Origin of the sequence: Paenibacillus sp. FSL M7-1046 (assembly GCF_038007405.1) — a bacterium.
Taxonomy (GTDB): Bacteria; Bacillota; Bacilli; order Paenibacillales; family Paenibacillaceae; genus Paenibacillus_AQ.
Window position 1 is genome coordinate 5490631 of record NZ_JBBOXB010000001.1, and the last position, 25836, is coordinate 5516466.

At 51.4% G+C, this 25836-nt stretch carries 18 protein-coding genes; 16 read left to right on the forward strand and 2 right to left on the reverse strand.

Annotated features, from left to right (window positions below; all coding sequences use genetic code 11):
- Positions 1-118 precede the first annotated feature (118 nt).
- Entirely contained in the window at positions 119-370 is a 252-nt protein-coding gene (locus tag NYE29_RS24440) for a YolD-like family protein (RefSeq protein WP_038593259.1), read from the forward strand.
- Positions 371-589: 219 nt separating this feature from the next.
- Here NYE29_RS24440 and NYE29_RS24445 read toward each other — a convergent pair whose 3' ends face one another.
- A complete protein-coding gene (locus NYE29_RS24445) occupies positions 590-802 on the reverse strand; it encodes a hypothetical protein (RefSeq protein WP_076109421.1) in 213 nt (70 codons plus the stop codon).
- Between the two features lie 195 nt (positions 803-997).
- On the opposite strand from NYE29_RS24445, the gene NYE29_RS24450 reads away from it, so the two are divergent.
- From NYE29_RS24450 to ybaK, 11 genes are all read left to right on the forward strand, one after another.
- Positions 998-3274: a hypothetical protein gene (locus tag NYE29_RS24450; RefSeq protein ID WP_340897848.1), complete on the forward strand. Its 2277-nt coding sequence runs from the start codon at positions 998-1000 to the stop codon at positions 3272-3274.
- A 62-nt stretch (positions 3275-3336) separates the two neighbouring features.
- The gene (locus tag NYE29_RS24455; protein WP_340897849.1) at positions 3337-6423 is read left to right on the forward strand and encodes a glycosyl hydrolase; all 3087 of its coding nucleotides are present in this window, start codon (positions 3337-3339) and stop codon (positions 6421-6423) included.
- A 225-nt stretch (positions 6424-6648) separates the two neighbouring features.
- A complete protein-coding gene (locus NYE29_RS24460) occupies positions 6649-7512 on the forward strand; it encodes an ABC transporter permease (RefSeq protein ID WP_144024255.1) in 864 nt (287 codons plus the stop codon).
- A gap of 76 nt (positions 7513-7588) precedes the next feature.
- Positions 7589-8491, forward strand: a complete 903-nt coding sequence (locus NYE29_RS24465) for a carbohydrate ABC transporter permease (protein ID WP_340897850.1) — start codon at positions 7589-7591, stop codon at positions 8489-8491.
- A 108-nt stretch (positions 8492-8599) separates the two neighbouring features.
- Positions 8600-10228 carry an extracellular solute-binding protein gene (locus tag NYE29_RS24470; protein WP_340899791.1) on the forward strand — a complete coding sequence of 543 codons (1629 nt, stop codon included), beginning with the start codon at positions 8600-8602 and terminating at the stop codon, positions 10226-10228.
- Positions 10229-10368: 140 nt separating this feature from the next.
- A complete protein-coding gene (locus tag NYE29_RS24475) occupies positions 10369-11943 on the forward strand; it encodes a response regulator (protein ID WP_340897851.1) in 1575 nt (524 codons plus the stop codon).
- The gene (locus NYE29_RS24480) at positions 11906-13660 is read left to right on the forward strand and encodes a sensor histidine kinase (protein WP_340897852.1); all 1755 of its coding nucleotides are present in this window, start codon (positions 11906-11908) and stop codon (positions 13658-13660) included. The genes NYE29_RS24475 and NYE29_RS24480 overlap by 38 nt, the downstream gene beginning before the upstream one ends.
- A 42-nt stretch (positions 13661-13702) precedes the next feature.
- Positions 13703-15490, forward strand: coding sequence for a glycoside hydrolase family 36 protein (locus tag NYE29_RS24485; protein ID WP_340897853.1), 1788 nt, complete (start codon positions 13703-13705; stop codon positions 15488-15490).
- 613 nt (positions 15491-16103) lie between these two features.
- On the forward strand, positions 16104-16400 hold the full coding sequence (locus NYE29_RS24490) for a transposase (protein WP_340893796.1): 297 nt from the start codon (positions 16104-16106) through the stop codon (positions 16398-16400).
- Positions 16401-16411: 11 nt separating this feature from the next.
- On the forward strand, positions 16412-17269 hold the full coding sequence (locus tag NYE29_RS24495) for an IS3 family transposase (protein WP_340899793.1): 858 nt from the start codon (positions 16412-16414) through the stop codon (positions 17267-17269).
- 411 nt (positions 17270-17680) lie between these two features.
- Positions 17681-18154 (forward strand): Cys-tRNA(Pro) deacylase, encoded by a 474-nt coding sequence (ybaK, locus tag NYE29_RS24500; RefSeq protein WP_038593236.1) that lies wholly within the window; start codon positions 17681-17683, stop codon positions 18152-18154.
- 60 nt (positions 18155-18214) lie between these two features.
- On the opposite strand, the gene NYE29_RS24505 is transcribed toward ybaK, so the two are convergent.
- Positions 18215-18961 carry a YdcF family protein gene (locus NYE29_RS24505; protein WP_340899794.1) on the reverse strand — a complete coding sequence of 249 codons (747 nt, stop codon included), beginning with the start codon at positions 18959-18961 and terminating at the stop codon, positions 18215-18217.
- Between the two features lie 372 nt (positions 18962-19333).
- On the opposite strand from NYE29_RS24505, the gene NYE29_RS24510 reads away from it, so the two are divergent.
- From NYE29_RS24510 to NYE29_RS24525, 4 genes are all read left to right on the forward strand, one after another.
- Entirely contained in the window at positions 19334-20932 is a 1599-nt protein-coding gene (locus NYE29_RS24510; RefSeq protein ID WP_340897854.1) for a response regulator, read from the forward strand.
- Positions 20933-20965: 33 nt separating this feature from the next.
- Positions 20966-22714, forward strand: coding sequence for a cache domain-containing sensor histidine kinase (locus NYE29_RS24515; protein WP_340897855.1), 1749 nt, complete (start codon positions 20966-20968; stop codon positions 22712-22714).
- Positions 22715-22744: 30 nt separating this feature from the next.
- A complete protein-coding gene (locus NYE29_RS24520; protein WP_076109432.1) occupies positions 22745-24091 on the forward strand; it encodes an ABC transporter substrate-binding protein in 1347 nt (448 codons plus the stop codon).
- 370 nt (positions 24092-24461) lie between these two features.
- The gene (locus tag NYE29_RS24525; protein WP_340897856.1) at positions 24462-25817 is read left to right on the forward strand and encodes an ABC transporter substrate-binding protein; all 1356 of its coding nucleotides are present in this window, start codon (positions 24462-24464) and stop codon (positions 25815-25817) included.
- Positions 25818-25836: the final 19 nt, after the last annotated feature.

Below are 25836 nucleotides of genomic sequence, written 5' to 3' on the forward strand. Positions count from 1 at the left end.
TCACCGCTTAAGTGTAATTGCTATAATTAACTCGATAACATCCATGAGCGAGTAAAAATGACATTCACTTTATATGGAATAACACATGGAAACAGTCTTATTTTAACGGAGGAATAGTGTGGCAAAAGCGAAGGTGGCCAAACGGCCGACAAGAGATGAATTTGTGCTGGAGGAAATCGGCAATCAACTGACGGAAGCGATGCAAGAGGCCTCTGAAGTGCTATTGACGGTTTGGGGCAAGGAAGATCAGGTCCGGGGGCAGATTGTCGGCATGGACTCGCGTACGGGCAAGGTGCATCTCAGCTGTAAGGAAGAGCTGGTCAAGGTGCCTTTTATGGATATAATGGCAATGGATTATCCAAGAGATTAAAGCATGCGAAGATAGATTTCCAGAACTGGCACTCCGGCTACAGCAGGAAAGCCGTGCTTAAGCCGTCTTGGCAACAGAGAAAAGAGCATTCGGGGAGAGTCCTGGTGCTCTTTTTTTTCGGATATATAGGATCTGCCTACAAAAAAGAGCATCCCAAAGGATGCTCGATAATCTAGTTCGCAGGATGCCTGCTACTGCACTAGCTTTAGCATAATCCGGTTACAGCACACTGCGCAAAAGCCGAATGGCGATGGCATTTAAACGCAATGCTTCTCTGATGGCTACTCTCGCTGCCAAAAGTTCCCGTCTGGCCCGGCTGGGATTAGGCACTCTGCGTAGATTCTCATTAATTTCTTCCAGCTGTTCACGCAGAATGGCTCTTTGCGCACGCAGTGCAGCAATGGCCCTGCGAATTCTTGCACGTTCCGTCATAGTTAACACCTCTTTCCGGTTGGATAGTATAAGAGATGCAATGACTATCATTTCTGTTTGTGTGAATGGGTAGCTTTATAACTTTTTGATGAAAGTATCTTCCTTGCCCAGCGGCACAATTCGTTGTTCGCAGGGATGCCCGTAACTGAAGCCCGGGTGTAAGCTTGAAGAGATGTAGAGGAGGTATTAAGCATTATGAATAATATCGAAAATATTGCGCATGTCTGGACTCCGGCTTCACTGGGTGGAGGCGGATACATCACGGGGCTTATTCAGCACCCGGACATAAGCGGGATTGTGTATGCCCGCTGCGATGTAGCGGGTGTCTTCCGCAGCTCTGATGGCGGGGAGACATGGGAAACGCTGAATGGCGGGCTGACGAAGGCGTATCACCATCAGGTGCAGAGCTTTGCGATCAGTCCGCATCACCCGGAGGTGCTGTTTCGCTGCTCCGGGGAGGTCAGGAGCCGGAAGTTCTACGGATCGGTCCATAAATCTGCTGATGGCGGGCACAGCTGGCGGGAAGTCTGCACGGGTATGGGATTCTATGGCAATGGTCCCACCAGGATGTACGGTGAGGTGATCGCGGCAGACCCTCATCACCCGGACATAATCGCTGCCGGAGGGTATACCGGCGGCTTCTGGATCAGCCGGGATGAAGGCGAGACCTGGAGACGCACGGGGCTTCCAGAGGAACGGTTTGGCTGCGTTGCGTTTCACCCGTCTGTTCCCGGTGTCTTGTATGCCGGAACAATAAGCGATGACGATTTGAACATGGATTATGTTGAAGTTGGCGAAGGCGGCGTATTGGGTCTGCTTCAGGATCAGCCCCGGGGCAGGTCAGGCAAGCTGTATGTCAGCTCTGATCTGGGAGAATCCTGGGAGCTGCTGCAGGAAGGGGCCAGCTTTGCCGAGCTGACATTCGACAGTCTTGATGACCAGCATCTGCTGGCGGCTACGATCTGGGGCGGAATCCGGAGCAGCACCGATGGCGGCAGGACTTGGGCTTCCACGGAAGAAGGTCTGCTGCCTGGCAGACAGAGATACGGGACCGTTGTGCAGGACTGCCATCACACGGAAAGGTGGTACACGGCCCCGGATCTGCGGCCGCATATGAAGGAGTGTCCACCGATTCCACTGTATGTTTCCTGTGACGGGGGTGGACATTGGCAACTGCTCCATCATCATTCCGATGAAAACCTCAGCGGCTTTCCGGCGTATATGGACCATTTCAGCGGAGGATCCCGGGCGGCGGCAACAGGCTGGGCGATCTCCAAAATCATCGTTGACCGCTTCAGCAAGGACCGCCTCTATCTATGCAACTGGTATGGAGTTGCAATCAGCGAGGATGGGGGGAAGAGCTGGCGGGCGAATCATTTCCGGGGGCTGGAAACGACCTGCATGGAAGCGGTGATCGCTGACACGGTGCAGCCGGGGAAGTTCTGCGTCACGATGGCAGACCATCCGCCCAAGATCACGGAGGATGGCGGGCAGACCTTCCGCAATTTACCGGGACTGGATGGCTACTCAGGCAGTACTGCTGCCGTCATGTCCGGAACAGACTCCAAGCATTATCTGTACGGGCTTGTCGGGCATGGGCGAACGGCCTGCATTGCACGGAGCCGTGACGGAGGTGACAGCGCGGCAGCCGTACTTTCCCTTGGTCCGGGGCTGTTCGTCCAGGCATTGCGGGAAGATAGGGGCAACCCAGGAACTTTTTATGCTTATGTGGACGGTGAGATGGCCGCCGGAGCTGGAATCTACCGCTCCAGAGATGGGGGAGAATCCTGGGAACAGACGTCATTCCGTCCTCCGTCGCATCTAGCAACTTTGCCGCATCAGAAGAAGTGGATTGAAGCCGAGCTGCTGTCAGTGGTTGTCTATCAGGTCAAAAATGCCTGTGGAGCCAATCAACTGCTGGACACAGATTACAATCAGGCAGGACATCTTATGCTCGGGGAATGGACGGAGGGAATCTGGAGGTCGGAGGATAGCGGGGACACTTGGCAATCCATCGGTACAGGACTTCCTTTTCAGTACAGCAGCCCGTCCTCTGTATTAAATGCAGTGGCGTTTTCGCCCACTCATGCAGGCACCCTGTATGCGGGATTTATTTCGGAAGGGTTATGGCGCAGCGAAGATAACGGGCAAAGCTGGAGCAAGCTGTTCCCGGCCGGGGAGGGAGAACGGTTCAATGTTTCGGCGCTTGCTGTGGGGAAGGGAAACTCCGGCAAAGACCTGCTGATTCTGGCCTGTGAGCCGATGGTTCGTACCGGAACGGAGGCCCGGGTCGTCTGCAGCCGGGATGGAGGTTTGTCCTGGGAGGAGTGGGAAAATCTATCTTTTGGTGCCCCACGCTGGAAGGGGATTGCTGTCGATTGCGCAGGTGGACAGGTGCTCGCCGTCTCCTGCGGCAACGGAGCTTTTCGTATATCGGCAGTTACGGACAGGGATAAACAGCAGCAGGGGTGACCTTTTCAAATTAGTCGTTGCTAAAACAAACTTTTCGTTGCAAATGCTTCTTGTTCAGTTAAATGGTAACGCTTACATTGAAGGGGCCGGACGATGCCAACATCGAATATAAACCGGCTTTTTCAAATGGAGGCCTGAACAAAGTGGTTGCACAAACGGGCAAAAAATGGTTCCATGGTTGGCTGGCCGTCGCTCTGTTTATTGCATCGATCGCTGTGTTTCCTGCTCCATCGCGTGCGGCAGGAGAGAATCTGCTCGGTAATCCGGGTTTTGAGTCAGGTGATGTCGGGTGGGAGAAGTGGGGTAGCCCTGTAGTGACTGCCAGTGAAAAGCATGGAGGGGATAAAAGTCTTCAGGTGAAACGGAATACCGGGGGAGCCTCGGCGTCTGTGGCGGTGCAGCAAGGCAAAACCTATCGTGTCGGTTTATGGGTCAAATTCGCCGGAACAGGAGTGACCCATGCTGTAATTGATATGAATTCATTCGGCACGCAGCAGGGCAAACAAAGTCTTCAGTTCTCGGGTTCGACGAGTTGGGAATACCGTCAGCTGCTGTATACCCCCGCTCCCGGGGATCAGCATGTCCGTCTATCGTTCTGGAACAGCACCAGCAAGGATTACTATATTGACGATGCAGTCATTCGTGAAAATGTGGATATCGAACGGCCGACAACGCCTGGTGTCTGGCAGGCCGAGCATGAGCCGGAAGCGTTGAAGCTGACTTGGGCGGGATCAACGGATGATATGGGCGTAGCATCCTACCAGCTGTCGTACAAAAAAACAGACGCGCCGGACTGGAGCACAGTGACCGTACCCCATCAGGAGACAGTCACAATGCACACTTATACGCTAAGTCAGCTGGATCCATTTTCAGTGTACGCCATTATGCTGCGCTCCAAGGATGCGGCAGGCAACATTTCAGATGCGGTGATGGGACTCGAAGCAACTCCGGGGACAAACCTTGTCTCTAATAGCGGTTTCGAGAGCGGAAGTACAGAACCTTGGGAAACCACGGGGACCGTGCAGACGGTAACTTATGACACGTACTCGGGAGGGTATGCGCTGAAGCTCCTGAACCAATCAGGAATTAAGACCGCTGAGATGGCTGCCGAAGGCGATGCCTCTTATCTGGTTTCGTACTGGAGCAGATCTTCAGCTGAGGCGGCAGTCCCGCCGGCTACAGTAAGTCTTGCCGTCTATCAGGACAATGACACAATTACGCACCCGCTGCCAGCGGAGGCGTCTTTAGGCTGGAAACGGCTGGAGCAGCAGGTACTCACCGGCGCAGAAGCCCAGTCCATGCGGTTTGCAGTGAGTAACACTACTGGTGCGGAGCTGTTCCTTGATCAGGTTGTTATCGGCAAACTTCCGCAGCTTCCGCTGGAGCTTGCACCCGGGGCACCCGCGGGATTCTCAGTGACCGGTAAGGATGGTGTATCCGCCAATCTGGAATGGGAAGCTTCTTCAGGTCCTTTTGGCGTAAAGTCTTACAAGATTTCGTATAAAAAAGCAGCTGATACCGAGTGGCAAAATGTAACGGTGCCGTATGTTCCCGGTCAAGCACTGTATGCATACAAATTGGAGGGCTTGTCGCCGGAAGGTTTGTATGACGTCGAGGTGAAGGCGGTCAGCGAAGGTACTGCGGTGTCAGCTGCTAGTGCGCTCCAGGTGACCACAGAAAAGATGTATCCGGTGAATCCGAATGCTTCGGAAGAGGCAGTGGAGCTGCTGGACCGGCTGTACGCCACGGTGGGCAATGCCGTTTATACGGGGCAGCATAATTACTACGAACAACCCAGCCTGTGGTATGACACGGCAGCAGAGCTGACCGGATATTACCCGGCATTGTGGGGTTCGGATTTCGCCTATTACACCGGCGGGGACTTCAGCGCATTGCGCCAGGCGATGATCGACGAGGCCATTGTGAAAAGCGAATCGGGAGCCATGGTGACGCTGACCTATCATGAGCCTAGGCCGATGGATGCGCCAACGGCTGGCTGGGAAAGTGTCACGGGCGATGTTACGGTTGCCCAGATGACGGATATCGTAACTCCCGGTACAGCCTTGTATGATCAGTGGGCGGCACAAATGGACGAAGTAGCCTGTTATCTGCAGCAGCTAAGGGATGAAGGGGTCCCGGTGCTGTGGCGGCCTTATCACGAGATGAACGCTGAATTCTTCTGGTGGGGGGCGCGTCCCGAGCTGTTCCGGCAGCTGTGGCACAATATGTACGACCGTTTCACCAATCTGCATGGGCTGGACAATTTAATCTGGGTGTGGAGCCCGAATGCGGAAAGCTCCTGGGCCTATGATTCCGCCCCTTATTATCCCGGACATGATGAGGTGGATGTGCTGGCGATGGATATTTACAACAACGATTACCGTGATACGTATTACAACAAGCTGGTGCAGCTGAGCGGCGGCAGACCCATTGCGATCGGGGAGAACGGGGAGCTGCCGGATATGGAGATGCTGCAGGAGAAACAGCCGCGGTACGTATATTTCATGACCTGGTCCGGATATTTGACCGATAAAAATTCTCTCAGCGGCATTCAATCACTTTACAGCCATCCCCGCGCATTAAACAACGGTGAAACCGGCAACGGTCCGTTTGTTCCTCCGCCGGTGGACAGCTATGTGATTGATGATTTCGAGGATTACGGCGGTTCGAACAGCAGTCTGCGTGCGAAATGGCAGCGCAACGTCTCAGGCAACGCAGCGACGGTAACACTCGACACCTACCATACGAACAGCGGAACCTACGGCCTGAAGCTGGATTATACGATTGGGAATCCCGGTTACGCGGGGGTCTACCGCAGCATGGGCAAGGAATGGCCGGGGATGGAAGCGATATCCTTCTGGCTGCAGCCGGATGGCTCGAACCGTCAGCTGGCTGTCCAGTTCCATGAGACGAACGGTGAAGTGTGGGAAACCAGCTTCAAGATCCAAGGTACTGCACCGGTGCTGGTCACTCTTCCATTTACCGGTTTTGCCAAACCGGGGTGGGCTACCAGCGGCAACGGTGTGATTGATCTGGGCTCTATCAAGGAATTTGCTTTCTATGTGGCCCAGGGCAGCGGAACCCAAGGCAGTGGTACGTTGTACATTGACAACGTGAAGGCCATCAAGCTGCCGGAGGAAGAGGAATAGATGATTGGTCCGCATACAAGCTGCTGATTGTCATCATTGCCAGACCACATTTTTCGTTGACCACGGTACTGGTACGTCCTTCCTGTGCGACATAAGATTAAGGTGTAAAGCAAAGACACAGGAAGGATGACAATTGTGGAAATCGAACCAAGGGCCTTATCTTACAAGAAAGGGAATTCTGTTTCTTCCTGGTCCAGATGGATCAGGCAATGGGATCTTCAGCTGATGGTTGTACCGGCAATGATCTTTATCTTCGTATTCAGCTATCTGCCGATGTATGGGGTGCTGATGGCCTTTCAGGATTATCAGCTGTTCGGCGGTTTTTTTCAAAGTCCTTGGGTCGGGCTGAAGCACTTTGAAGCATTCTTCAATTCGCCCGACTTCTGGACGGTGATGCGCAACACGATTGTCATCAGCCTGCTGAAGCTATGCTTCGGATTCCCGGCACCCATCCTGCTGGCGCTGATGCTGAATGAGGTGCGGAGGATGGCGTTCAAGCGGATCATTCAGACTGTCAGCTATTTGCCGCATTTTCTCTCCTGGGTCATAGTCGGCGGGTTCGTAGGGTCGATGCTTTCGACGGATAATGGAAGCGTAAACATGCTGCTGATGAGCCTGGATCTTACCTCAGAGCCGATCAGCTTTCTGTCAGTGCCGGAATACTTCTGGGGCATACTCGTTGGAACGGGGGTGTGGAAAGAAATCGGTTTTGCGGCGATTGTCTATCTGGCAGCCATTGCCGGTATTGACCCGCATTTGTATGAAGCCGCTTCCATTGACGGGGCGGGCCGCTTCCAGCAAATTAGGCTGATCACGTTGCCCTGCATCCGGCCGGTTATTATCATCTTTATGATTCTGGCAGTGGGCAACATTCTGAATGCCGGTTTTGAGGACATTCTGATTCTGGCTACCAATCCGATCCTGCGGGATGTATCGGATGTTATCGACACTTATGTCTACCGCATGGGGATTCTGAACAGCCGTTTCTCTTATGCGGCGGCAGCAGGCTTGTTCAAAGCGGTTGTCAGCGTCAGCTTGCTGGCTATCGCCAACAAAGCGGCCAGAAAAATGGGCTCAAGCCTATGGTAAGCAAAGGGACGGCGAATGGGCTTTTGGAAACTTGGTCTAGTATCGGTACAGTCTATCGAAAAGCGGGGAACAGGTTATGATGAAGCTGTCGCGGGGAGATAAAGTGCTGCAAGTGATCATCTATTTCCTGCTGATCCTGCTGGGCTTCGTCACCCTGTATCCCTTCTGGAATTCACTGGTGATCTCCTTCAATACGGGCGCGGATACGGCGTTTGGCGGCATTACATTCTGGCCCCGCAGCCCGACGCTCGACAATTATGAAGTGGTGTTACATGACAGCCGGATTAGTCAGGCGTTCCTGGTCTCCGTTCTGCGGACAATAGTCGGGACGATTCTGTCGGTGCTGTTCACAGCCATTCTGGCTTACGGGTTATCCAGGCAGGAGCTGATGGGCCGGAAATTTTTCATGGTGTTCTGCGTCATTACAATGTATTTCAGCGGCGGACTGATTCCAACTTACTTGCTGCTGCGCGAGTTTGGCATGATGGACACCTTCTGGGTACTGGTGATTCCCGGATTAATCAGCGTATATAACATGATTATTTTCCGGACGTTTTTTCTGGGGCTGCCCGCAGGTCTGGCCGAGTCGGCACGGATTGACGGCTGCAATCACATCGGTGTGCTGATCCGGATTATTTTACCGATTTCCGGACCTGTTGTGGCGACTCTGTCACTGTTTACGGCGGTATGGCATTGGAATGACTGGTTCTCCGCCAGTATTTATATCAATAATCCGAATCTCATTCCGATCCAGACTCTGCTGAAGCAAATTTTGAATTCCAATATCGTGACGGATCAGCTGCAGTCCATCGGTGCCAATGCGGCGGCTCAGGACCGGCTGGCGCTGATGAAATCGGTCACATCCAAATCACTGATCATGGCCACAACCATGGTGGCTACCTTGCCGATAATTATGGTCTATCCGTTCCTGCAGAAATATTTTGTCAAAGGTGTGCTGATCGGTTCATTAAAGGAATAGGCGGCTTCATATGAAGTGAATGGTTTGCTTATGATTCAGAGTTTGCGTGCGTATAGTAAGCATTAGAGAGGGGTTACTCATTTGAAGCGTAACAAGAGCTTGCCGGTAATGACGGCTGTATTGTGTTCGGTGCTGCTGATGTCGGGTTGTGGCGGAGGAAACAATGCAACTGTTCAAAGCACCGCTGAACCGACAAAAGAACCTGTAGCTGCGGAAACTGCCAAAGCTACTGATACTGCGCCTGCCGTAGCGGTAGGAAGCACCGTAAAGCCGGTCACGTTCAGTTACTACAGCAATTACGATTGGGACACTACAGAGCCGTGGGGCAAGGATTCCACAACCGCCTGGATTAGAGATACCCTTAAGGTAAATATGACACCCATCCAGTCCAGCGGTGCCGCAGAAACCAAGTTCAGCACGATGATTGCCTCGGGCAGTCTGCCGGATGTTATTATGATGGACCGTGGTGCCAATGTGGAGCGTTTGCGGCAGGCAGGAATGCTTGTGGCGCTGGATGAATACCTTGATCAATATCCGAATCTGAAAAATAATGCCGGTGAAGCCACGCTGGGCATGCTCCGCTCCGACGACGGCAAGCTTTACCAGTTCCCGAATTGGTATACCTCAAGTCCCAATGGCAATGGCGGGTGGATTATTAACCGGAAGATTTATAAAGAGCTGGGTTCCCCGAAGCTGGAAACCTATGATGACCTGTATGCCTACCTGAAGCAGGTCAAGGAGAAATACAGTGATGTGATCCCGCTGGAGATTGGGGCTAAGGGCCGGGGCATTGATACGATGTATGGCGGCTTTGCCGAGAATAAGCCTTATCTGCCTAAAGCGAATCCGGTGGGAAATGCACTGGAGTCAATTTTTGAGGATCCGATATTCACCGAGAACATGCTGTACGCCAGCAAGCTGTTCCGCGAGAAGCTGATCACCCAGGATGCATTCACACAAACGGGCAATCAAGTGACAGAGAAGCTTGTGACGGGCCGGGTTGCTGTATTCGTGGAGGGTGATGTGGTCAATCCGGGCCGGGATGCGAATAACGCGCTGCGGACCCTTGATCCGGAGTCCGGGTACGACATCATCTGGCCGATTCATAAGGCAGGGCTTGACGCGAAGAAGATCACTCCGAACAATTACAGCTCGCTCGGCTGGAATGTGCTTGTGATTACGAAGAAAGCGAAGGACCCGGAAGCGATCTTCTCCTATTTGGACTGGGTAACGGGTGAAGAGGGACAGCGTATCCTGAATTTTGGACGCCAGGGCCTGTACTGGGATGAATCGGATGCTGATGGGGTGCCGATTCAGAATGAGGCCGGGCTGAATACTCCACAGGCTGATAAAGACAAGGAGAGAATCGGCCGTTTCAATTGGGTGGGCAACACCACCTTCATTGATCAGACCAAGGCTTTGATGGATGCGCAGCTGCCGGAAGAGAAACAAAATTGGACGACATTGGCCCAGAAAAAAGTCACATGGAATACTTCGAAGAACTTTACGGAGTTTGCGAATCTGGACCCGCTGCCGGATTCCGAAGAGGGAACGATTGCGACGGCTGTCAACGATATCTATCAGGAGGTTTTTGCTAAAGCGCTGTATGCCAAAAGCGATGACGAAGTGCACTCCCTCTTAAGCAAAGCCAATGAGGACGCTAAACGTGCCGGCTACGGCAAGCTGCTTAAATTCCAGACGGAAAGATGGCAAAACAACCTCAGCAAGATGAAATAAATAACGCTAGAGTCTGCTGTACCTGTGGGGTATACTGTAACCAAGTATACCCTTTTTGCTAAAAAATGTAAGGTTGGATAAGGAACTGCGGGCAGAGTATGGGTTAAGCTCATCTATACAGATTTGAAGGATGGGATGATATGTACAAGGTGCTGCTGGTTGACGATGAACTGCTGGATTTGGAAGGACTGCAGCGCTTCATGAACTGGGAGAGCCTGGGCATGGACGTTTGCGCAGCCGCAAGCAGCGGCTTTGAAGCACTGGAGGTGCTGAGGTCACAAACCGTGGATATTATCGTCACTGATATCAGAATGCCGATCATGTCGGGGATGGAGCTGGCCCGCAGAGCACTTGCCCTGGAGCTTAACCCAAAGCCGAAGATCATTTTTGTTAGCGGCCATGAGGATTTTCAGTATGCCAAGCAAGCGATTTCGATGAGTGCTTCCGGCTATGTCCTGAAGCCTGTAGATGATGCAGATATGCGCAGGACGCTTGAAGAGGTGCGGGGCATTCTGGACCGGGAACAGGCGCAATCCCATTTGCAGCGCTGCTTCTCAGATTCGGAGCCCCTGTTGAAGCGGGAGCTGTTCATGCAGCTGCTGGATGACGGCATGGCGGATGCAGACAAGATGCTGCCCTTGCTGCAGCAGGTTGGGATTACCTGGCATCGGACCGTGCTGTACACCGCGCTGCTTGAACCGGATGATTTATCCTGGAAACTAAACGGCTTTGGGGAAGAAGTCAAGGCGGAGATGGAGAAAAGGCTGGAGACAGCGGTCGAGCAATTTTGTGCACAGGAACGGATACAGTTCTGCCGGCTGGACCGGTTCCGGTTTGCCCTTATCGTGGAAGAACGGGTGGACAGCAGCCGGCTGCAGGGACTGATTGCTATGGCGGTCAGCGGGACACCGCTTACAGTGACTATTGGGGTTGGTCCGCCTGTGACAAGTCTTACCAAGCTGCATCTCTCCTTCCGGCGGGCCAAAGAGGCGCTGGGACTGAAGCTGTTTCTGGGCAAGGGCAAGCTGATTCTCCATACCGATGCCAAAGGTCCGATCTCGGCCACGGCGAAGGATCTGGATGATATTCTGCAGTCTTTATTTCTGGCGGTATCTTCTTACCGTCTGGTCGCTGTCGACGATTGCAATGAGGAACTGTTCGTATGGGTCGGCAAAATGGAAACCAAGCTGGAAATCTACCAGTTGTTTCTGCACATTGTCTCCAAACTGGATGCTTTTTTGCATACGATTAACGAGGACTTTTATATTCTGCTGGGGCTGGACAGAAAACATCTCAGCATTTTATATCAATTTGAGACAACCCAGGATATGAAATCCTGGCTCCGCCGCCGGATGTTCGAGCTCTCTGAACGGCTTCAGCGGAAACGGCAGGGCAAGAAATACAAGCTTATCGAGGAAATTAAAGCCTACATCGAGGTGGAGCTGGAAAATAACGTCATGCTGCGGGATGCGGCGATCCACTTCTCGTTCTCCCCTAATCACCTGGGTCAAATCTTCTACGATGAGACAGGCATTTATTTCTCCGATTATGTCTCTATAAGGCGGCTGGAACGTGTCAAGCTGCTGCTCGGAGATCCCAAGCTGAAGGTCTATGAAGCTGCACACCAGGTCGGATATAAGAATCTGTCTCATTTCAGCAAGCAGTTCAAGGATTATTATGGCGTCAGTCCGGGCGATTACCGGAGGCATCTATAACATGCGCCGTATGCTGAATGTGCCTTTTGGATATAAGCTGATTGTACCTTATGTACTCTGTCTGCTGGTTGCCGTCCTTACCGTCGGGATGTTCGCCTATGCGCATTCCGTGAACTCACTTAGAGAGAAGACACGGGAAAATATACAAGGCACGCTGCAGCAAATACGGGACAATATTCGTTACCGCACGGATGATGTTGAACGGATTTCCAAAATGCTGTATTACAATTACAGTCTGCAGAGCGCTCTGCGCCGTTACGAGCAGGGATGGTACAGCTATGAGACGATGACGAAGACACTGATGCCGGCGCTTGAAAATCTTCTGAATTACACAGCCAGCAATATCGGCTTGTCCCTTTACCTACAGAACGATACCCTTCCGGAATTATACTACACAGATATTGATCAGAATCCGCTGCTTTCGATTAAACGTTATGAGATTTATCATCTGAAACGGATACAGGAGACAGACTGGTACCGTGGATTGGAGTTCTCCGGTAGCATGGCGGACCAAAGAATCTGGCGCCAGATTCTGCGCGATGAGAGCTATGGCAATATCTCGCTGCTGCAGCGGCTGGACGATGTCCATCGGGGGCAGAACATCGGGCTGGTTCGCGTGACCGTCCAAATAAGCGACCTGCTGGACTCCGTGGATTACCACAAGATTGGAGAGTACACGACTCTTGAGGTGCTGGACGGCAGCGGAAACGTGGTGCTGGAATCAGCCCCGGAAGCGGAGGGATTGAAGGGTTCCCGGACCGGAAACCGGCTGCTGCTGAGTGAACCGCTGGACGGCCTGGGATGGGAGCTGCGGGCCTACATTCCGAACAGCCTGTTCGACGAAAGTGCGAATAACGTGCGGAGGATGACATTGATCGTCTGCCTGATCAGCGCTTTTGTGCTGGCTTTCCTGGGTATTGGTGTTTCCAGTTATTTTTCGCGGCGAATCCAAAAAATTGTAGGTTCACTGAATGCTTTTCGCGATGGCGACTTCCAGAAAAGAATCCATTATAAAGGCAACGATGAACTGGCACAGATTGCTGCAGCGTTTAACCGGATGGGCAGCAATATCGAAGAGCTGATCCACAAAAATTATGTTGCCGGTCTCCAGAAAAAAGAAGCGGAGCTGGAATCGCTCCAGGCGCAGATCAATCCCCATTTTCTATATAATACCCTGTCCTCGATCAACCGTCTGGCACAATTCGGAGATATTCAGAAGCTGCATATTCTCGTTCAGGAATTGGCGAAATTCTACCGGCTCTCCTTGAACCGCGGGGAAATTCTCACTACGGTCGGCAAGGAAATTGAACATGCCAAAGCCTATATTGCCATTCAGTGCATCAAATACGGCAACCGGCTGTCCGTCTATTACGATATTGATCATGCGGCGCTGGATTATATGACCGTCAAGCTGATTTTGCAGCCGATGCTTGAGAATGCGCTAGAGCATGCCTGGTTCGGAAGTACGATCGGAATCCGGCTTGTCGTGGAGAAGCGGGAAACGGACATTGTATTCAAAATTATTGATAATGGTGTGGGCATGAACGCAGACACCATAGAGCAGATTCTGGCACCGGAAGGACCCCGGATCGGCTACGGCATCCGCAATGTCGATTCCCGGATTAAGCTGCATGGAGGGAACGGGTATGGCGTAGCCATCGCCAGCCGATCTGGAATCGGCACCTGTATACAGATCACCATTCCCTGCCGGATGTAGCCTCCTGATGGCTTCATCCGCTATGAAGGAGTTCGGATTTCATTGAAGATCATAACCACGGATTGTTATGAAATTACACTGGATGGCTATGCTGACGGTTTCCATACTTCGCTTGCTCTTGAGAGCGGGGAAGACGGCCTGCAATATGTCCGCCTAACGCTGCAATCTCCCGTTCCGGCAGTTCCCACTGCTCTTTCACTGCGCTGGAGCTGTCCCGCGCTGGATGTTCAAGGCTTATGGCATCCGGCAGCCGGACGCAGCAGAGAACTGATTCCCGACTGGCTCGAAGGTTTTCCTTCGAGGTCCACCTCTTCTGCGCCAGTTGTATGTCTGTACGGTAACAAGGGTAACAATGTCCTGAGCTTCGCTTGCTCAGATGTCTTGCATCCGCTGCGGCTGCATGCGGGTCTCCATGAGGAGACGGCCAGCTTCCATTGCGCTGTGACGCTGTTCACGGAGCCTTGCTCTCCCTTTACAGATTATGAGGCTGTCTTGCGTCTGGATTCCCGCAGCATCCCCTATTATGATGCGCTGGCGGGGGTGGCAGAGTGGTGGGCTGGCCTTCAAGGAAACAAGCCGTCATCGGTGCCGGATGTTGCCAGGGAGCCGATGTACTCCACCTGGTACAGCTTTCATCAGCAGCTGACGGCAGCAGAGATAGAAGCCGAGTGTAGAATTGCGGCAGAATTGGGCTGCAAGGCAGTTATCGTAGACGACGGATGGCAGACCGAGGATGAGGCAAGAGGTTATGCCTATTGCGGAGACTGGCGAATTAGTTCCGGCAAAATACCGGATATGAAAGCCCATGTGGCCGTGGTCCATGAGCTGGGACTGAAATATTTGCTGTGGTATGCCGTGCCATTCATCGGCAAGCATAGTGAGGCTTGGCAGACCTTCGGTGACAAGCTGCTGTATTACGACGATGGGTTTGGCGCCGGAGTTGTCGATCCGCGCTATCCGGAAGTGCGGGCTTACCTGACCTCCATCTATGAACAGGCGCTGGTGGACTGGGATCTTGATGGCTTTAAGCTCGACTTTGTAGATAGCTTTTATGCGGTACAGACCCTGGATGCTCAAGCGCAGAACGGGGGCGGACGGGACACCTATTCTGTGCCGGAAGCCGTTGATATGCTGCTCAGCGGCGTGATCTCCCGCCTGAGGCAGCTGAAACCGGAGATTATGATTGAATTCCGCCAAAATTATATCGGACCGCTGATGCGCAAATACGGCAATATGTTCCGTGCCGGCGATTGCCCGAATGATGCTCTGCAGAACCGGATCAAAACACTGGATATCCGCCTGATCTGCGGCGGCACTGCGGCTCATGCCGATATGCTGATGTGGCATCCGCAGGAGTCTGCGGCAAATGCCGCGCTGCAGTTTATCAATGTGCTGTTTTCTGTTCCGCAGATTTCTGTCCGGCTGGATCGGCTCCCGCAGCCGCATTTGGAGATGCTGGCCTTTTGGCTGTCCTTCTGGCGCGAGCATCGGGATGTGCTATTAGCCGGATCTCTTGAACCGTATCATCCCGAACTGCTGTATCCGCTGGTCATTGCCCGCACGCCTCAGAAGTGGGCAATGGCTGCCTATCAGGATACGGTTATTCCCTTGAGCGGGGACCTGCCAGATCTGGTCTTGATTATAAACGGTACCTTGCTCTCCCGTATCGTAGTGGAACTGGACCGGGAATCCGGTCAGCGGGAGGTCATTGTCCGGGATTGTCAGGGAAACGTGGTTTCGATACAATCAATGGCTTGGAACAGCGGGGTTTACGCCATGGAGGTTCTGGCGGCAGGGGTTATCACGATTCGTGCTGTTCTGGCGGAATGACGAGCAAGTACACGGTACAGTCCATAGGGATAAAATCGTATTATAACCGCTGATCGAATCAATGCCGTGGAATGAGCATCGATGCTGCCGATCCAGTCAATGCGGTGGAATGAGCATAGATGCTGCCGATCCAGTCGATGTGGTGGAATGAGCGTGGATGCTGTGATCCAGCTGGAGTGGTGGAATGAGTGTGGTTGCCTTGATCCAACCGATGTAGTGGAAAGAGTGTAGAAGCCGCTGGCACAGCCCTTTGTAGCTGGGCAGCGGTTTTTTGTTATACGGAGGCGGTTGGGAGGCAGGCATGCGATGTGCGGTTGTATAACATCAAACTACTGTCTCATAACACATTTAAGCATTGAGTTATGATGTCTATGGTTTGTATATCTGTACAATAGATAGCTTTCGAAGAGCCCGTATTGGCCTTCAGGCACAGACTTTATCGCTTCATACATACTGCTCGGGTATCGCTACCGATCTTTTTAACGGGAAAAGTTACCGCTAGGTAAAACCGAACAATCTGAATTGAGTGACTAGCGGGAATTTTGCTGTTAGAGTTAAAAGTGGACACTCGTTAAGAGAACAGGAATAATGAGATTAACGAGGAGGTGTCCACATGAGTGGAACACGAAAAAGCTACAATGATGAATTTAAAAAACAGACGGTAAAGTACATCCAGGAGCAGACTAAGACGGTGGCGGAACTGGCCCAGGAGCTGGATATCCCCGCTAAAACCCTGCATCAATGGCTGGGCAAGTTCCGGCAGTTCCCAGACGAGCCCGTGGCCAGCGCCGAAAGGGTACGAGAACTGGAGCGACAGTTGCGGGAAAAAGAACAGCAACTAGCCGATATGGCGGAGGAAATGGCCATCGTAAAAAAAGCAGTGCACATCTTCAGCAATCCAAAGAACTGAGATTTCAGTTCATCGAAGATCATCGCTCCCGGTTTCGTGTGGAGAAGATGTGCAGTGTCCTTGAGGTATCGCGGAGCGGCTATTACAAATGGAGAACGGCAAAACCAAGCCCACAAGCGACCCGAAAGGCGTTGCTTCTTCAGCGAATTACGTATCATTTTGGCGATACAGGAGGCTGCTACGGCAGTCCTAAAATCACGATTCTTCTCCAGCGCGAAGGCCACAAGATCAGTGAGCGTACCGTAGGGAAATACATGAGAGAGCTGGGCTTGCGCTCCTGTGTAGCAAAGAAATTCCGCGTAAACACGACCGACTCCAACCACACCTTACCGGTTGCACCTAATCTGCTAAACCAACAATTCTCCACCGAAAAGCCAAATCAAACTTGGGTCGCGGATATCACCTACATTCCCTGCCGGGAAGGACGGATGTACCTCGCCAGCGTGCTTGACCTATGCACCCGGGAAATCGTAGGCTGGCGGCTGGACGACCGGATGACCACAGATCTGGTAATGAGCGCTCTAGAAGACGCCTACAAGGCCAAACGCCCAAAGAAAGGTCTCATTCACCATTCGGATCGAGGCTCACAGTATGCCTCAGCCGACTACCGTAAACGTTTGGTGAAATACCGCATGAAGGCCAGCATGAGCCGCAAAGGCAACTGCTACGACAATGCTTGCATTGAATCTTTTCACAGCCTATTGAAAAAAGAGTTTGTGTACTGTACCCGATTCAAAACGAAGAAACAAGCCTATGATGGCATCTACCAGTACATTGAATTTTTTTATAACCGCAAGCGAATCCATGGTGCTCTGGGCTACGTATCGCCGGTTCAGTTTGCAGCTAGATTCAAACGAAAAGCAGCCTAATTTCATTTTTTAGTGTCCACTTTCTTGACGGAGGTCCATTTTGCCTGCTAATAATTCTTATAACAATGGAATTCGAATATTCATCAATATTAGCGGTACGGATTCCCGCTAAATTGTTCAGAAGAAGGATATATACATAATTAGCGGGAGGTATTCCCGCTACAAATGTATAAGCAGTTTTGATTGGGTGGTGGATGATTTTTACAGGTTGGACCTTATCTATATTGTTGTTTTTGACAATTGGTGTTGTTAATGTTCGAAGTTATTGATGAAGTTGATGAAGTTAATAGGTTGATGAAGTTAATAGGTTGATGAAGTTGATGAAGTTGATGTCCATGATATAATAAATAGAAGCAATTACGCTGCAAAAACTCGGTAGCTATGAGGGGCTGCCGGAAAGGCTGATGAAGGATGCAAATAACCAAAACGAATGCCATGCGGATGCTGGATGCCAAGGGAATTGGCTATGAAATACATACCTATGATAATGAGGACGGGGCCATCCACGGAACTGCGGTAGCGGAGAAGATTGGCAGACCGCCGGAAACCGTATTTAAGACGCTGGTCTCGCATAGCGGAGCAAACCTGTATGTGTTTGTCATTCCGGTTGCCGAAGAGCTCGATCTGAAGAAAGCCGCAAGAGCTGCGGGTGAGAAGAAGATTGAAATGCTTCCGCTGAAGGATCTGCTGAAATGGACCGGTTATGTCCGGGGCGGCTGTTCGCCGGTCGGGATGAAAAAGCTGTATCCGACCTATATCGAGCAAAGCGCGGAGGAATTGGAGAGCATAGCGGTTAGTGGCGGCAAGATCGGCATGCAGATTGAGCTTGCACCGGACGAACTCGCCGGAATGGTCAATGCGAAGTATGGCGATTTGATTAAATAAATGAAGCAGAAAAAGCAGCGGCCCGGGGAAGCTTGGGCCACTGCTTTTTTGTGTCTGCTCTTAAAAATGCGCTGCCAGTATCCCCAAGTATTCCTTCAGCGCGATTCCGGAGTTCTCCGCTGAACCGGGGGAAGGGGAGAACTTGCCTAGATAGAAGGAAGATTCCCGGCTGGCAATGTAATCAGTGGGAAAGGCCAGCGGAGACAGCCCGGCATGTTCAAACTCGAGCATGGCACGCGCCATATGGAAGCCTGAGGTTACGAGCACGGGACGGCTAAAGCCGTGAGCCTTCATCAGCGCAGCCGTATTTACGGCATTTTGCTCTGTGTTCAGCGACTGGTTCTCCGCCAGTACATCAGCCTCGGGGATTCCTAACCCGATTAACTGGCGTTTGGCGATGTCAGCTTCATTCCCGCTATCGGTATAGACCTGTCCGCCGGAGAATAGAATCGGCAGCCCGGTCTCGCGGTGCAGCCGCGCGGCGGTCAGCAGCCGGTTCGCTGCCGGTCCGAGCAGGTTGCCTTCACCGTCCAGATCCCGGTTACCGGAGGAAGCGCCGCCGCCCAGCACCACAATAACATCGCCGTCAACGGTGTTTGGCTGGTCATATTTCCGCTCCAGACTGCCGATTAACGGATCGGCAACCAGGCTGGTCATGGACAGATAGAGCAGCAGCGTGATGCCCAGCAGTACCAGGGCGGGGCGGCGGTTTTTTCGCCATAACCACACGGCTACCGCGGCGAACAACAGTACAAACAGGCCCGGCGGCAGAATGAAGCTGTAGACGAATTTAATAATATAGATCAGCAGGATCAACCTCCGTTCCCTTTATATGTATACTCTATAGCCGTATTGTACCACGTAAGCTCTCCATATAGATGCTTAAGGCAGAAGGATGATGCCTCGCCGAGCCCCTTTTTGAATACGTGACTAAGTTGATAAAGTTTCCCCTATAATCCCATGTTCGAACAGGCATTTGCAATAGGTAGATTTTGAAGTGCACATATACATATTTCTTAAAAAACTGCGCTTATCTGTTAAAAAAGCGGCACCCGGTATTCCTTCCTTCCGTGGTAAAGTATAGGTGGATCAATCTGGTTATAATGACACTGTACAATAGGGGAAGCTAGTCTGCTAAGATGGGAACTAACGAACGAGTATACAAGCGGAGGGAAAGCGATGAACAGAAATATTCGGGTGCTGCTGGCGGATGATGAACCGGTAATTCTGCGCGGGCTCAAAAAGCTTATTTCATGGGATGCGCTTGGTCTGGATATTGTCGGAGAAGCGTGTGACGGCATTGAGCTGAAATCAATGATAGCTGTCTGCAACCCCGATCTTGTAATTAGCGACATCAGCATGCCGGGATTTACCGGAATTGATATTATACGCGATATTCATGAGTCCGGGCTTTCGATCAAGGTGGTGTTTATCAGCGCCTATCAGGAGTTTTCGTATGCGCGTCAAGCCCTGCAGTACGGGGCTCTTGATTATCTGGTAAAGCCGGTGAACACCGGTCAGCTGGAGCAGGTCGTGAGCAGAGCCGTCGCTGTAATCCGCCAGGAAACGGAAGAAGAGCGGAACAAGGAAATGCTCAAATCCTATGAACGGAAGAATCATTCCGTAACCATTGAAGAATTGCTCGAACAGATTACCGACGGCAGCAAAGGAGCGGCGGCGGCACTGGCCCGCATGGGCAATATAGCCATCAGCCGTTATGCCACCGTATGTGTCGTGGAGATTGACGAATACAGCGGGATGCCCACCCGCTGGGAGGAACGTGAACGTAAGCTGGTAGAATTCGCTTTGTCCAACATTATCAAGGAAACCGTCGAAGAGGCTGGCAGCGGTTATGTGTTCCGCAAAGGAGAGCGTTTCGGGATTCTGCTTCAACACGAGCATGAAGGGGAGCCGCAGCGGTTGATGGAAGATCTTCACCACAAGATCAACAGCTTTCTGAAGCTGCAGGTGTCTATCGGTGTCGGCAAGTCCGTGAGTGGCATCGAAGAGGCGGTGGAATCTTACCGCAGTGCGCTCAAAGGCCTCAAGGCCCGATATTTTGCCGGATTAAACCGGGTTATCCCGGATATTGAGGAGCGCCAGGAAACCTCGTTCCCATTATCCGAATTGATCTCCCTACAAGGTTCACTTTCGGAAGCGCTTAAATCGCTGGATAAGGAGCAGCTTGCTGCAAGCTCCGGGAAACTGCAGGAAGCGGTACAGCTTCTGTCGGGAGACAGCCGGAATCAGGCGGTTTCCCATATCTACAATGCCATTATTCAGCTGGAGCAGGAGCTTGCCGACTACGGTGTGGACGCCGGGCTGCTGGTTCAGGACGACAAGCCGCTGCTGGAGAAATTGACCGATGCGCCAACCTATGCTGAGCTGCAGCAGGCATTTGAGGATGTCGTCAATAAAATGTATGACCAGCTGGCCTGTAAGGCGGGCGGGAAAGAGATGCCCCAGCTCATGCAGGTGAAGGCTTATGTGGAAGAGCATTATGCGGAGAACATCACTCTGGAGTCAACAGCGTCACTGGTTTATATGAATCCGTATTATTTCAGCAGTTTCTTCAAAAAGCATACCGGGCAAAATTTTAAATCCTATCTCACAGAAGTCAGAATGGGCCATGCACTGCGCCTGCTGCTGCAGAGTGACCTGATGGTGTATGAAATTGCCGAGCTGGTGGGCTATAATAATGCCCGGCATTTCAGTGATATGTTCAAGAAGAAATACGGCAAGCTGCCGCAGGAATATAAATATTCACTCAGAAATTAACAGACATTTTTCTTAGGGAAAAGAGGGGTGTTCGTGCTGATCTGGGGACGCAGATCCAAGAGCATTTTCGTGAAATTTTCCGCTTCCTTTTTATTGGTCGGGCTGATACCGCTGCTTGCACTCAGCTTCTTCTCCGTGAAGACCTTCTCCGGCTATGTGGAGCGCTATACTACCAGTAATTTGCAGCAGATGGTTCTGTACATGAGCTACAATCTGAATACCGCATTTAATCAATATAATGAAACCTCCAAGCTGATGTATACCGGCCGTTATGAAGGTTTTATTGAGAGCTATACACAGAACCAGGCGACCAATGTCAATGAGCGGGAGCAGATCAACACCATACCGATTGACTCCTTTCTGAAGACGCTGCTATTCAGCGATCCTTATATTACAGGAGTGCAATTTGTCCGCCAGTCTGACGGCAAGATTTATTCCCAGGAGAAAGAGAACCGCTCGTTGTCCGGTGAACCGGTCCCAATCCCGGCCTGGCTGGCGAAGATGGAAGAGAACCCCTCGAAGGTGGAAATCTTCCCCACACATACAGATAATTATTTCTTCCAGTCGCAAAGACAAGTGTTCACCATCGGGCGCAGTCTGATTGACACCTCAGGGCGTGTGACCAAAGAACCGAAGGTTGTAGGAACGCTTTTTCTCGATATCGATACCGCTTTGTTCCAACAGTTCTTCAGAGAGCTGAATCTTGGGGAGAAGGATGAACTGTATTTGCTGGACGGTGAAGGCAGAATCTATTTCAGCAATCAAAAAGAGACTTCAGGCATCATCGCACAGCCAGACAAGCAGAACAATGAAATGATTATCCTCAGCGAGGATATCCCTTTTTTGCAGGGGAAGCTTATCGCCAAGATCCACCGGGGCAGCTTGTTCGAACAGCTTCTGTCTGCCAGAACCACCGTATACATCGCCATTCTGATCTGTGCCTTTGTAATGATTATTATGGGGGTCTGGTTTTCCCGCAGGCTTGCCGCTCCGATCCGTGAGCTCATAAAACAGATGACGGTGGTGGAATCGGGCAAGCTGGACATTCAGGTCAGCGTGAATACCAATGATGAAATGGGCCGGCTGGCGCATGGATTCAACCGGATGGTGGAGCGGCTTCAGGTCTATATTGATGAGGCGTACGTGGCTCAGATCAAGCAGAAGCAAACAGAGCTGAATGCGCTGAAAAGCCAAATCCGCCCTCATTATTTATATAACACGCTTGAAGTTATCCGTATGAATGCGGTGGACAAGGAAGCCGGAGAAGTGGCCGATATGATTCTTGCCCTCTCCAACCAGCTGAAATATGTCATTGATTACGGGGAAGACCGTGTAAGTCTTGGCAGTGAGCTGGAGCATTTGCAGAATTACTTTTATATTATTTCCGTACGTTTTGAGAACCGGTATGAGCTTCATCTGGACATCGCTGCTGACATTCAGATGGATTGGCCGATACTGAAACTTTCGCTGCAGCCCATTGTAGAGAATGCAGTCCAGCATGGCCTGCGGCTTAAAGGGAAAGGTACGGTAGGCATCACGGTGGAACGTCGGGAGAATGTCCTTGCGGTCACCGTGTACGATGATGGCATCGGCATGAACAGGGAAGAACTGGCGCGTATTACCCAATCATTGAATGACGCCGAGGCCCCCAGCAAAAATGTTGGTTTGAAAAATGTGCATGAGCGGATCCGTTCCAGCTTCGGTGAGGCGTACGGGTTGTCCGTCAGCAGCCGCGAGCATATCGGAACCTCCATTACACTGCTGTTTCCGATTAGCGAATAATCCCACATTATACCCGGGAGGTCACTGCTTATGTTCTGCAAAAAAATGTTTACTCTGCTGTCTTTACTGCTGCTAATGACCACCGGCATACTAACAGCTTGTGAAAGTAATCGTGGCTATAACGGTAATTCTGCGAATCATGGGGCTGACGTTACAGGAGCTGACGATATTGAAGCAGACAGCGGGAAAAAGGTTCAATTCAGCATCGCTTATGCAGCCGGCGACCCGGCAACCAGACAGGCCATTGCGGCGGCGATCAAAAGCTACATGCAGCTTCATCCCGATGTGATGATCAATGATGTGGCCGAGATGTCCTCAAACGCTTACCTGGATTGGCTGAAAATCAAGGATGCGGTGGGCGAGTTTCCGGATTTGGTTGAAATGCGCGATACCGAAGCCTTTGCTGCTGCCGACAAAATTGTCCCGCTGCCGTCCGATTTAGTGGAACTGTTCGATCACCCGCCGCTGGTAGACGGCAAGGTCTGGAACGCACCGCTTTTCATAAACGTGCCAGAAGGGATTATCTATAGTAAAAAAGCCTATGCCGCTGCCGGGATTACCGAGCTGCCGACAACCTACGATGAATTTCTGGACAGCCAGGAAAAGCTGAAATCGAGCGGCATTACTCCCCTGGTTGTCGGCGGTAAGGATATATTCCACATGGGCTTCTGGGTGAATAAATTTCTGATTGATGAGGTGTACGCCAAGGACCCGGACTGGAACTCCAAGCGTACTGCGGGAATCGTCAGCTTCACGGATGATAATGTGATTCAGGCGATGAGTGATTTTAAGGATCTGTTCACTAATTATGTGAATAAAGACTGGCTCAGCACCGGAGATAACCAGACGGCTTCCATTCTCGTATCCGGCAAGGCGGCGCAGCTTTTCTCCGGAACCTGGATGTTCTCGCAGATAGAGGAAGCCGATCCAAGCTTCGAATACGGCTTTTATGCTGTGCCTGACCGTGAAGGCAACATAAATGTTGTGGGACTGCCGTCTCCCTCAGGCTGGTCCTTGTCGGCGGAAGCTGCAGGTGACCCTGACAAAAGAGAGGCGATTAAAGACTTTATCCGGTTTTTCTTTGCCCCGGAACAATATTCCAGCTTCCTGGCCCGGCTGAACGTGATTCCCTCTACCACAGACAAGATTACCTACAATACGGGTGAACAAATGAAGGCAGCGCTGGACCTGATCAAGGATCCGAAGGTGACCAAGTCACTGAAGATCAACAACTGGTGGGGCAGCAACCTTATTCCTCAGCAGTTCCGCAACTGGTACTACAAGCTGTTGCAGGATATGATAGTGAAGGGTGGTAGTGTAAGGGATTATATGAAGCTAGTGGATGCAGAATACGACAGACAGGTAAAGGAAAACTAGCCTTAGTGAGGGGTAAGTCTCTTGAAGAAACTTGATGATAAAGTAGCCTTTTTATACAGACGGAGGTCCCCGGACCTCCGTTTTTTTGTACTTTTTGAGAATGCCCAACCACTTCTGCTTGGGTTTTTCTCTTAAATTTACCGCACATGAGCCTTAAGAAACTTCATTCTAACCCGAATAGGCGGGTGCTATGCTAGTAGCAAGGAAACGCTTTCGAAAAGATGATGCGCACATCAAACCCCAGTTTCCAGTCAGTAACCAACTTACGGTTCCACAGCAGTGTTCCCAAAATTCATACTCCGTTTTGTACGAAGGTACGAAGTGTTTTCCCGTAGTGATGCTAACAAAATTTTAGGGGGTTGTTCTACAGATGATTACAAAAACAATGACAAAGCTGTCTGTGATGCTGCTTGCTGCTACGGCTATCCTGTCGGCTTGCGGCAGCAACAACAATAATAACGGAAATGCCAATACCGGTGATAAGACAGCGGCATCCAATGCTCCGAGCGCGGCAGCGGCAGATACGAAGAAAGAGGTTAGTTTCACCATCGGTTACGCCGCCGGTGACCCTGCAACGAAACAGGCGATTGCCAATACGGTCAAAGCCTTTATGGCAGCTAATCCGAATGTGAAGATTAAAGATCTTAGCGAAACGACCTCTGCCGCTTATCTCGATTGGCTGAAGACCAAAGATGCGGTAGGCGAATTCCCGGATTTGGTGGAAATGCGTGATACCGAGGTTTTTGCCGATGCCGGTAAAATTGTTGAGCTGCCAACCGACCTGCTGGATTTATTCGATAATCCTCCGCAGGTAGAAGGCAAGGTCTGGAACGCTCCGCTGTCCGTCAACGTGCCTCAAGGCATTATTTACAGCAAAAAAGCTTATACCGATGCCGGAATTACTGAACTCCCCAAAACCTATGATGAGTTCCTGGCGATCCAGGAGAAGCTGAAATCTGGCGGAATCACCCCGCTGGTGGTTGGCGGTAAGGATATTTTCCACATGGGCTTCTGGGTGAATAAATTCCTGATTGACGATGTGTTTTCAAAGGACCCGGATTGGAACTCCAAACGTACGGCCAAAACAGTCAGCTTTACGGATGCCAATGTGGTTCAGGCCATGACGGATTTTAAAGACCTGTTCAAGAATTACGTCGACAAGGGCTGGCTAAGCACCGGTGACAACCAGACGGCATCTATTCTGGTCTCCGGTAAAGCCGCTCAGCTCTACTCCGGCACATGGATGTTCTCGCAAATTAAAGAGGCCGATCCAAACTTCGATTTCGGGTTCTATGCGATTCCTGACCGCGAAGGTAAAGTGAACGTAATTGGCCTTCCGTCACCTGCCGGCTGGTCTCTGTCCGCTGAAGCCGCCAAAGACGCCGACAAAACACAAGCCATTAAAGACTTTATCCGGTACTTCTTTGCACCTGAACAATATTCACCGTATCTGGCCAGCGTCAATGCCATTCCATCCACAAAAGAGAAGGTAACCTACGAGACGGGCGAGCAAATGAAGATAGCCCTGGATTTGATTGCTGATCCTAACGTTACCAAATCCCTGGCGATCAACAACTGGTGGGGGGATAACCAGATTCCGCCGCAGTTCCGCAACTGGTACTATAAATTGCTGCAGGATTTAGTTGTGAATGATGAAGAGGTTGCTAGTTATATGAAACAAGCCGATACCGAATACGATGCACAAGTGAAGGCTAACCAACAGTAAAGAAAGAGCGTCCGGAAGA

Bases quoted from the DNA above. Each gene is read 5' to 3' on its own strand.
- NYE29_RS24475 (WP_340897851.1), top strand. From the start codon at position 10,369: ATGTACAAGGTGCTGCTGGTTGACGATGAACTGCTGGATTTGGAAGGA.
- NYE29_RS24445 (WP_076109421.1), bottom strand. From the start codon at position 802: ATGACGGAACGTGCAAGAATTCGCAGGGCCATTGCTGCACTGCGTGCG.
- NYE29_RS24470 (WP_340899791.1), top strand. From the start codon at position 8,600: ATGACGGCTGTATTGTGTTCGGTGCTGCTGATGTCGGGTTGTGGCGGA.
- NYE29_RS24460 (WP_144024255.1), top strand. From the start codon at position 6,649: ATGGTTGTACCGGCAATGATCTTTATCTTCGTATTCAGCTATCTGCCG.
- NYE29_RS24510 (WP_340897854.1), top strand. From the start codon at position 19,334: ATGAACAGAAATATTCGGGTGCTGCTGGCGGATGATGAACCGGTAATT.
- NYE29_RS24465 (WP_340897850.1), top strand. From the start codon at position 7,589: ATGATGAAGCTGTCGCGGGGAGATAAAGTGCTGCAAGTGATCATCTAT.
- NYE29_RS24490 (WP_340893796.1), top strand. From the start codon at position 16,104: ATGAGTGGAACACGAAAAAGCTACAATGATGAATTTAAAAAACAGACG.
- NYE29_RS24450 (WP_340897848.1), top strand. From the start codon at position 998: ATGAATAATATCGAAAATATTGCGCATGTCTGGACTCCGGCTTCACTG.
- NYE29_RS24520 (WP_076109432.1), top strand. From the start codon at position 22,745: ATGTTCTGCAAAAAAATGTTTACTCTGCTGTCTTTACTGCTGCTAATG.
- NYE29_RS24525 (WP_340897856.1), top strand. From the start codon at position 24,462: ATGATTACAAAAACAATGACAAAGCTGTCTGTGATGCTGCTTGCTGCT.
- ybaK (WP_038593236.1), top strand. From the start codon at position 17,681: ATGCAAATAACCAAAACGAATGCCATGCGGATGCTGGATGCCAAGGGA.
- NYE29_RS24480 (WP_340897852.1), top strand. From the start codon at position 11,906: ATGGCGTCAGTCCGGGCGATTACCGGAGGCATCTATAACATGCGCCGT.
- NYE29_RS24455 (WP_340897849.1), top strand. From the start codon at position 3,337: ATGGTAACGCTTACATTGAAGGGGCCGGACGATGCCAACATCGAATAT.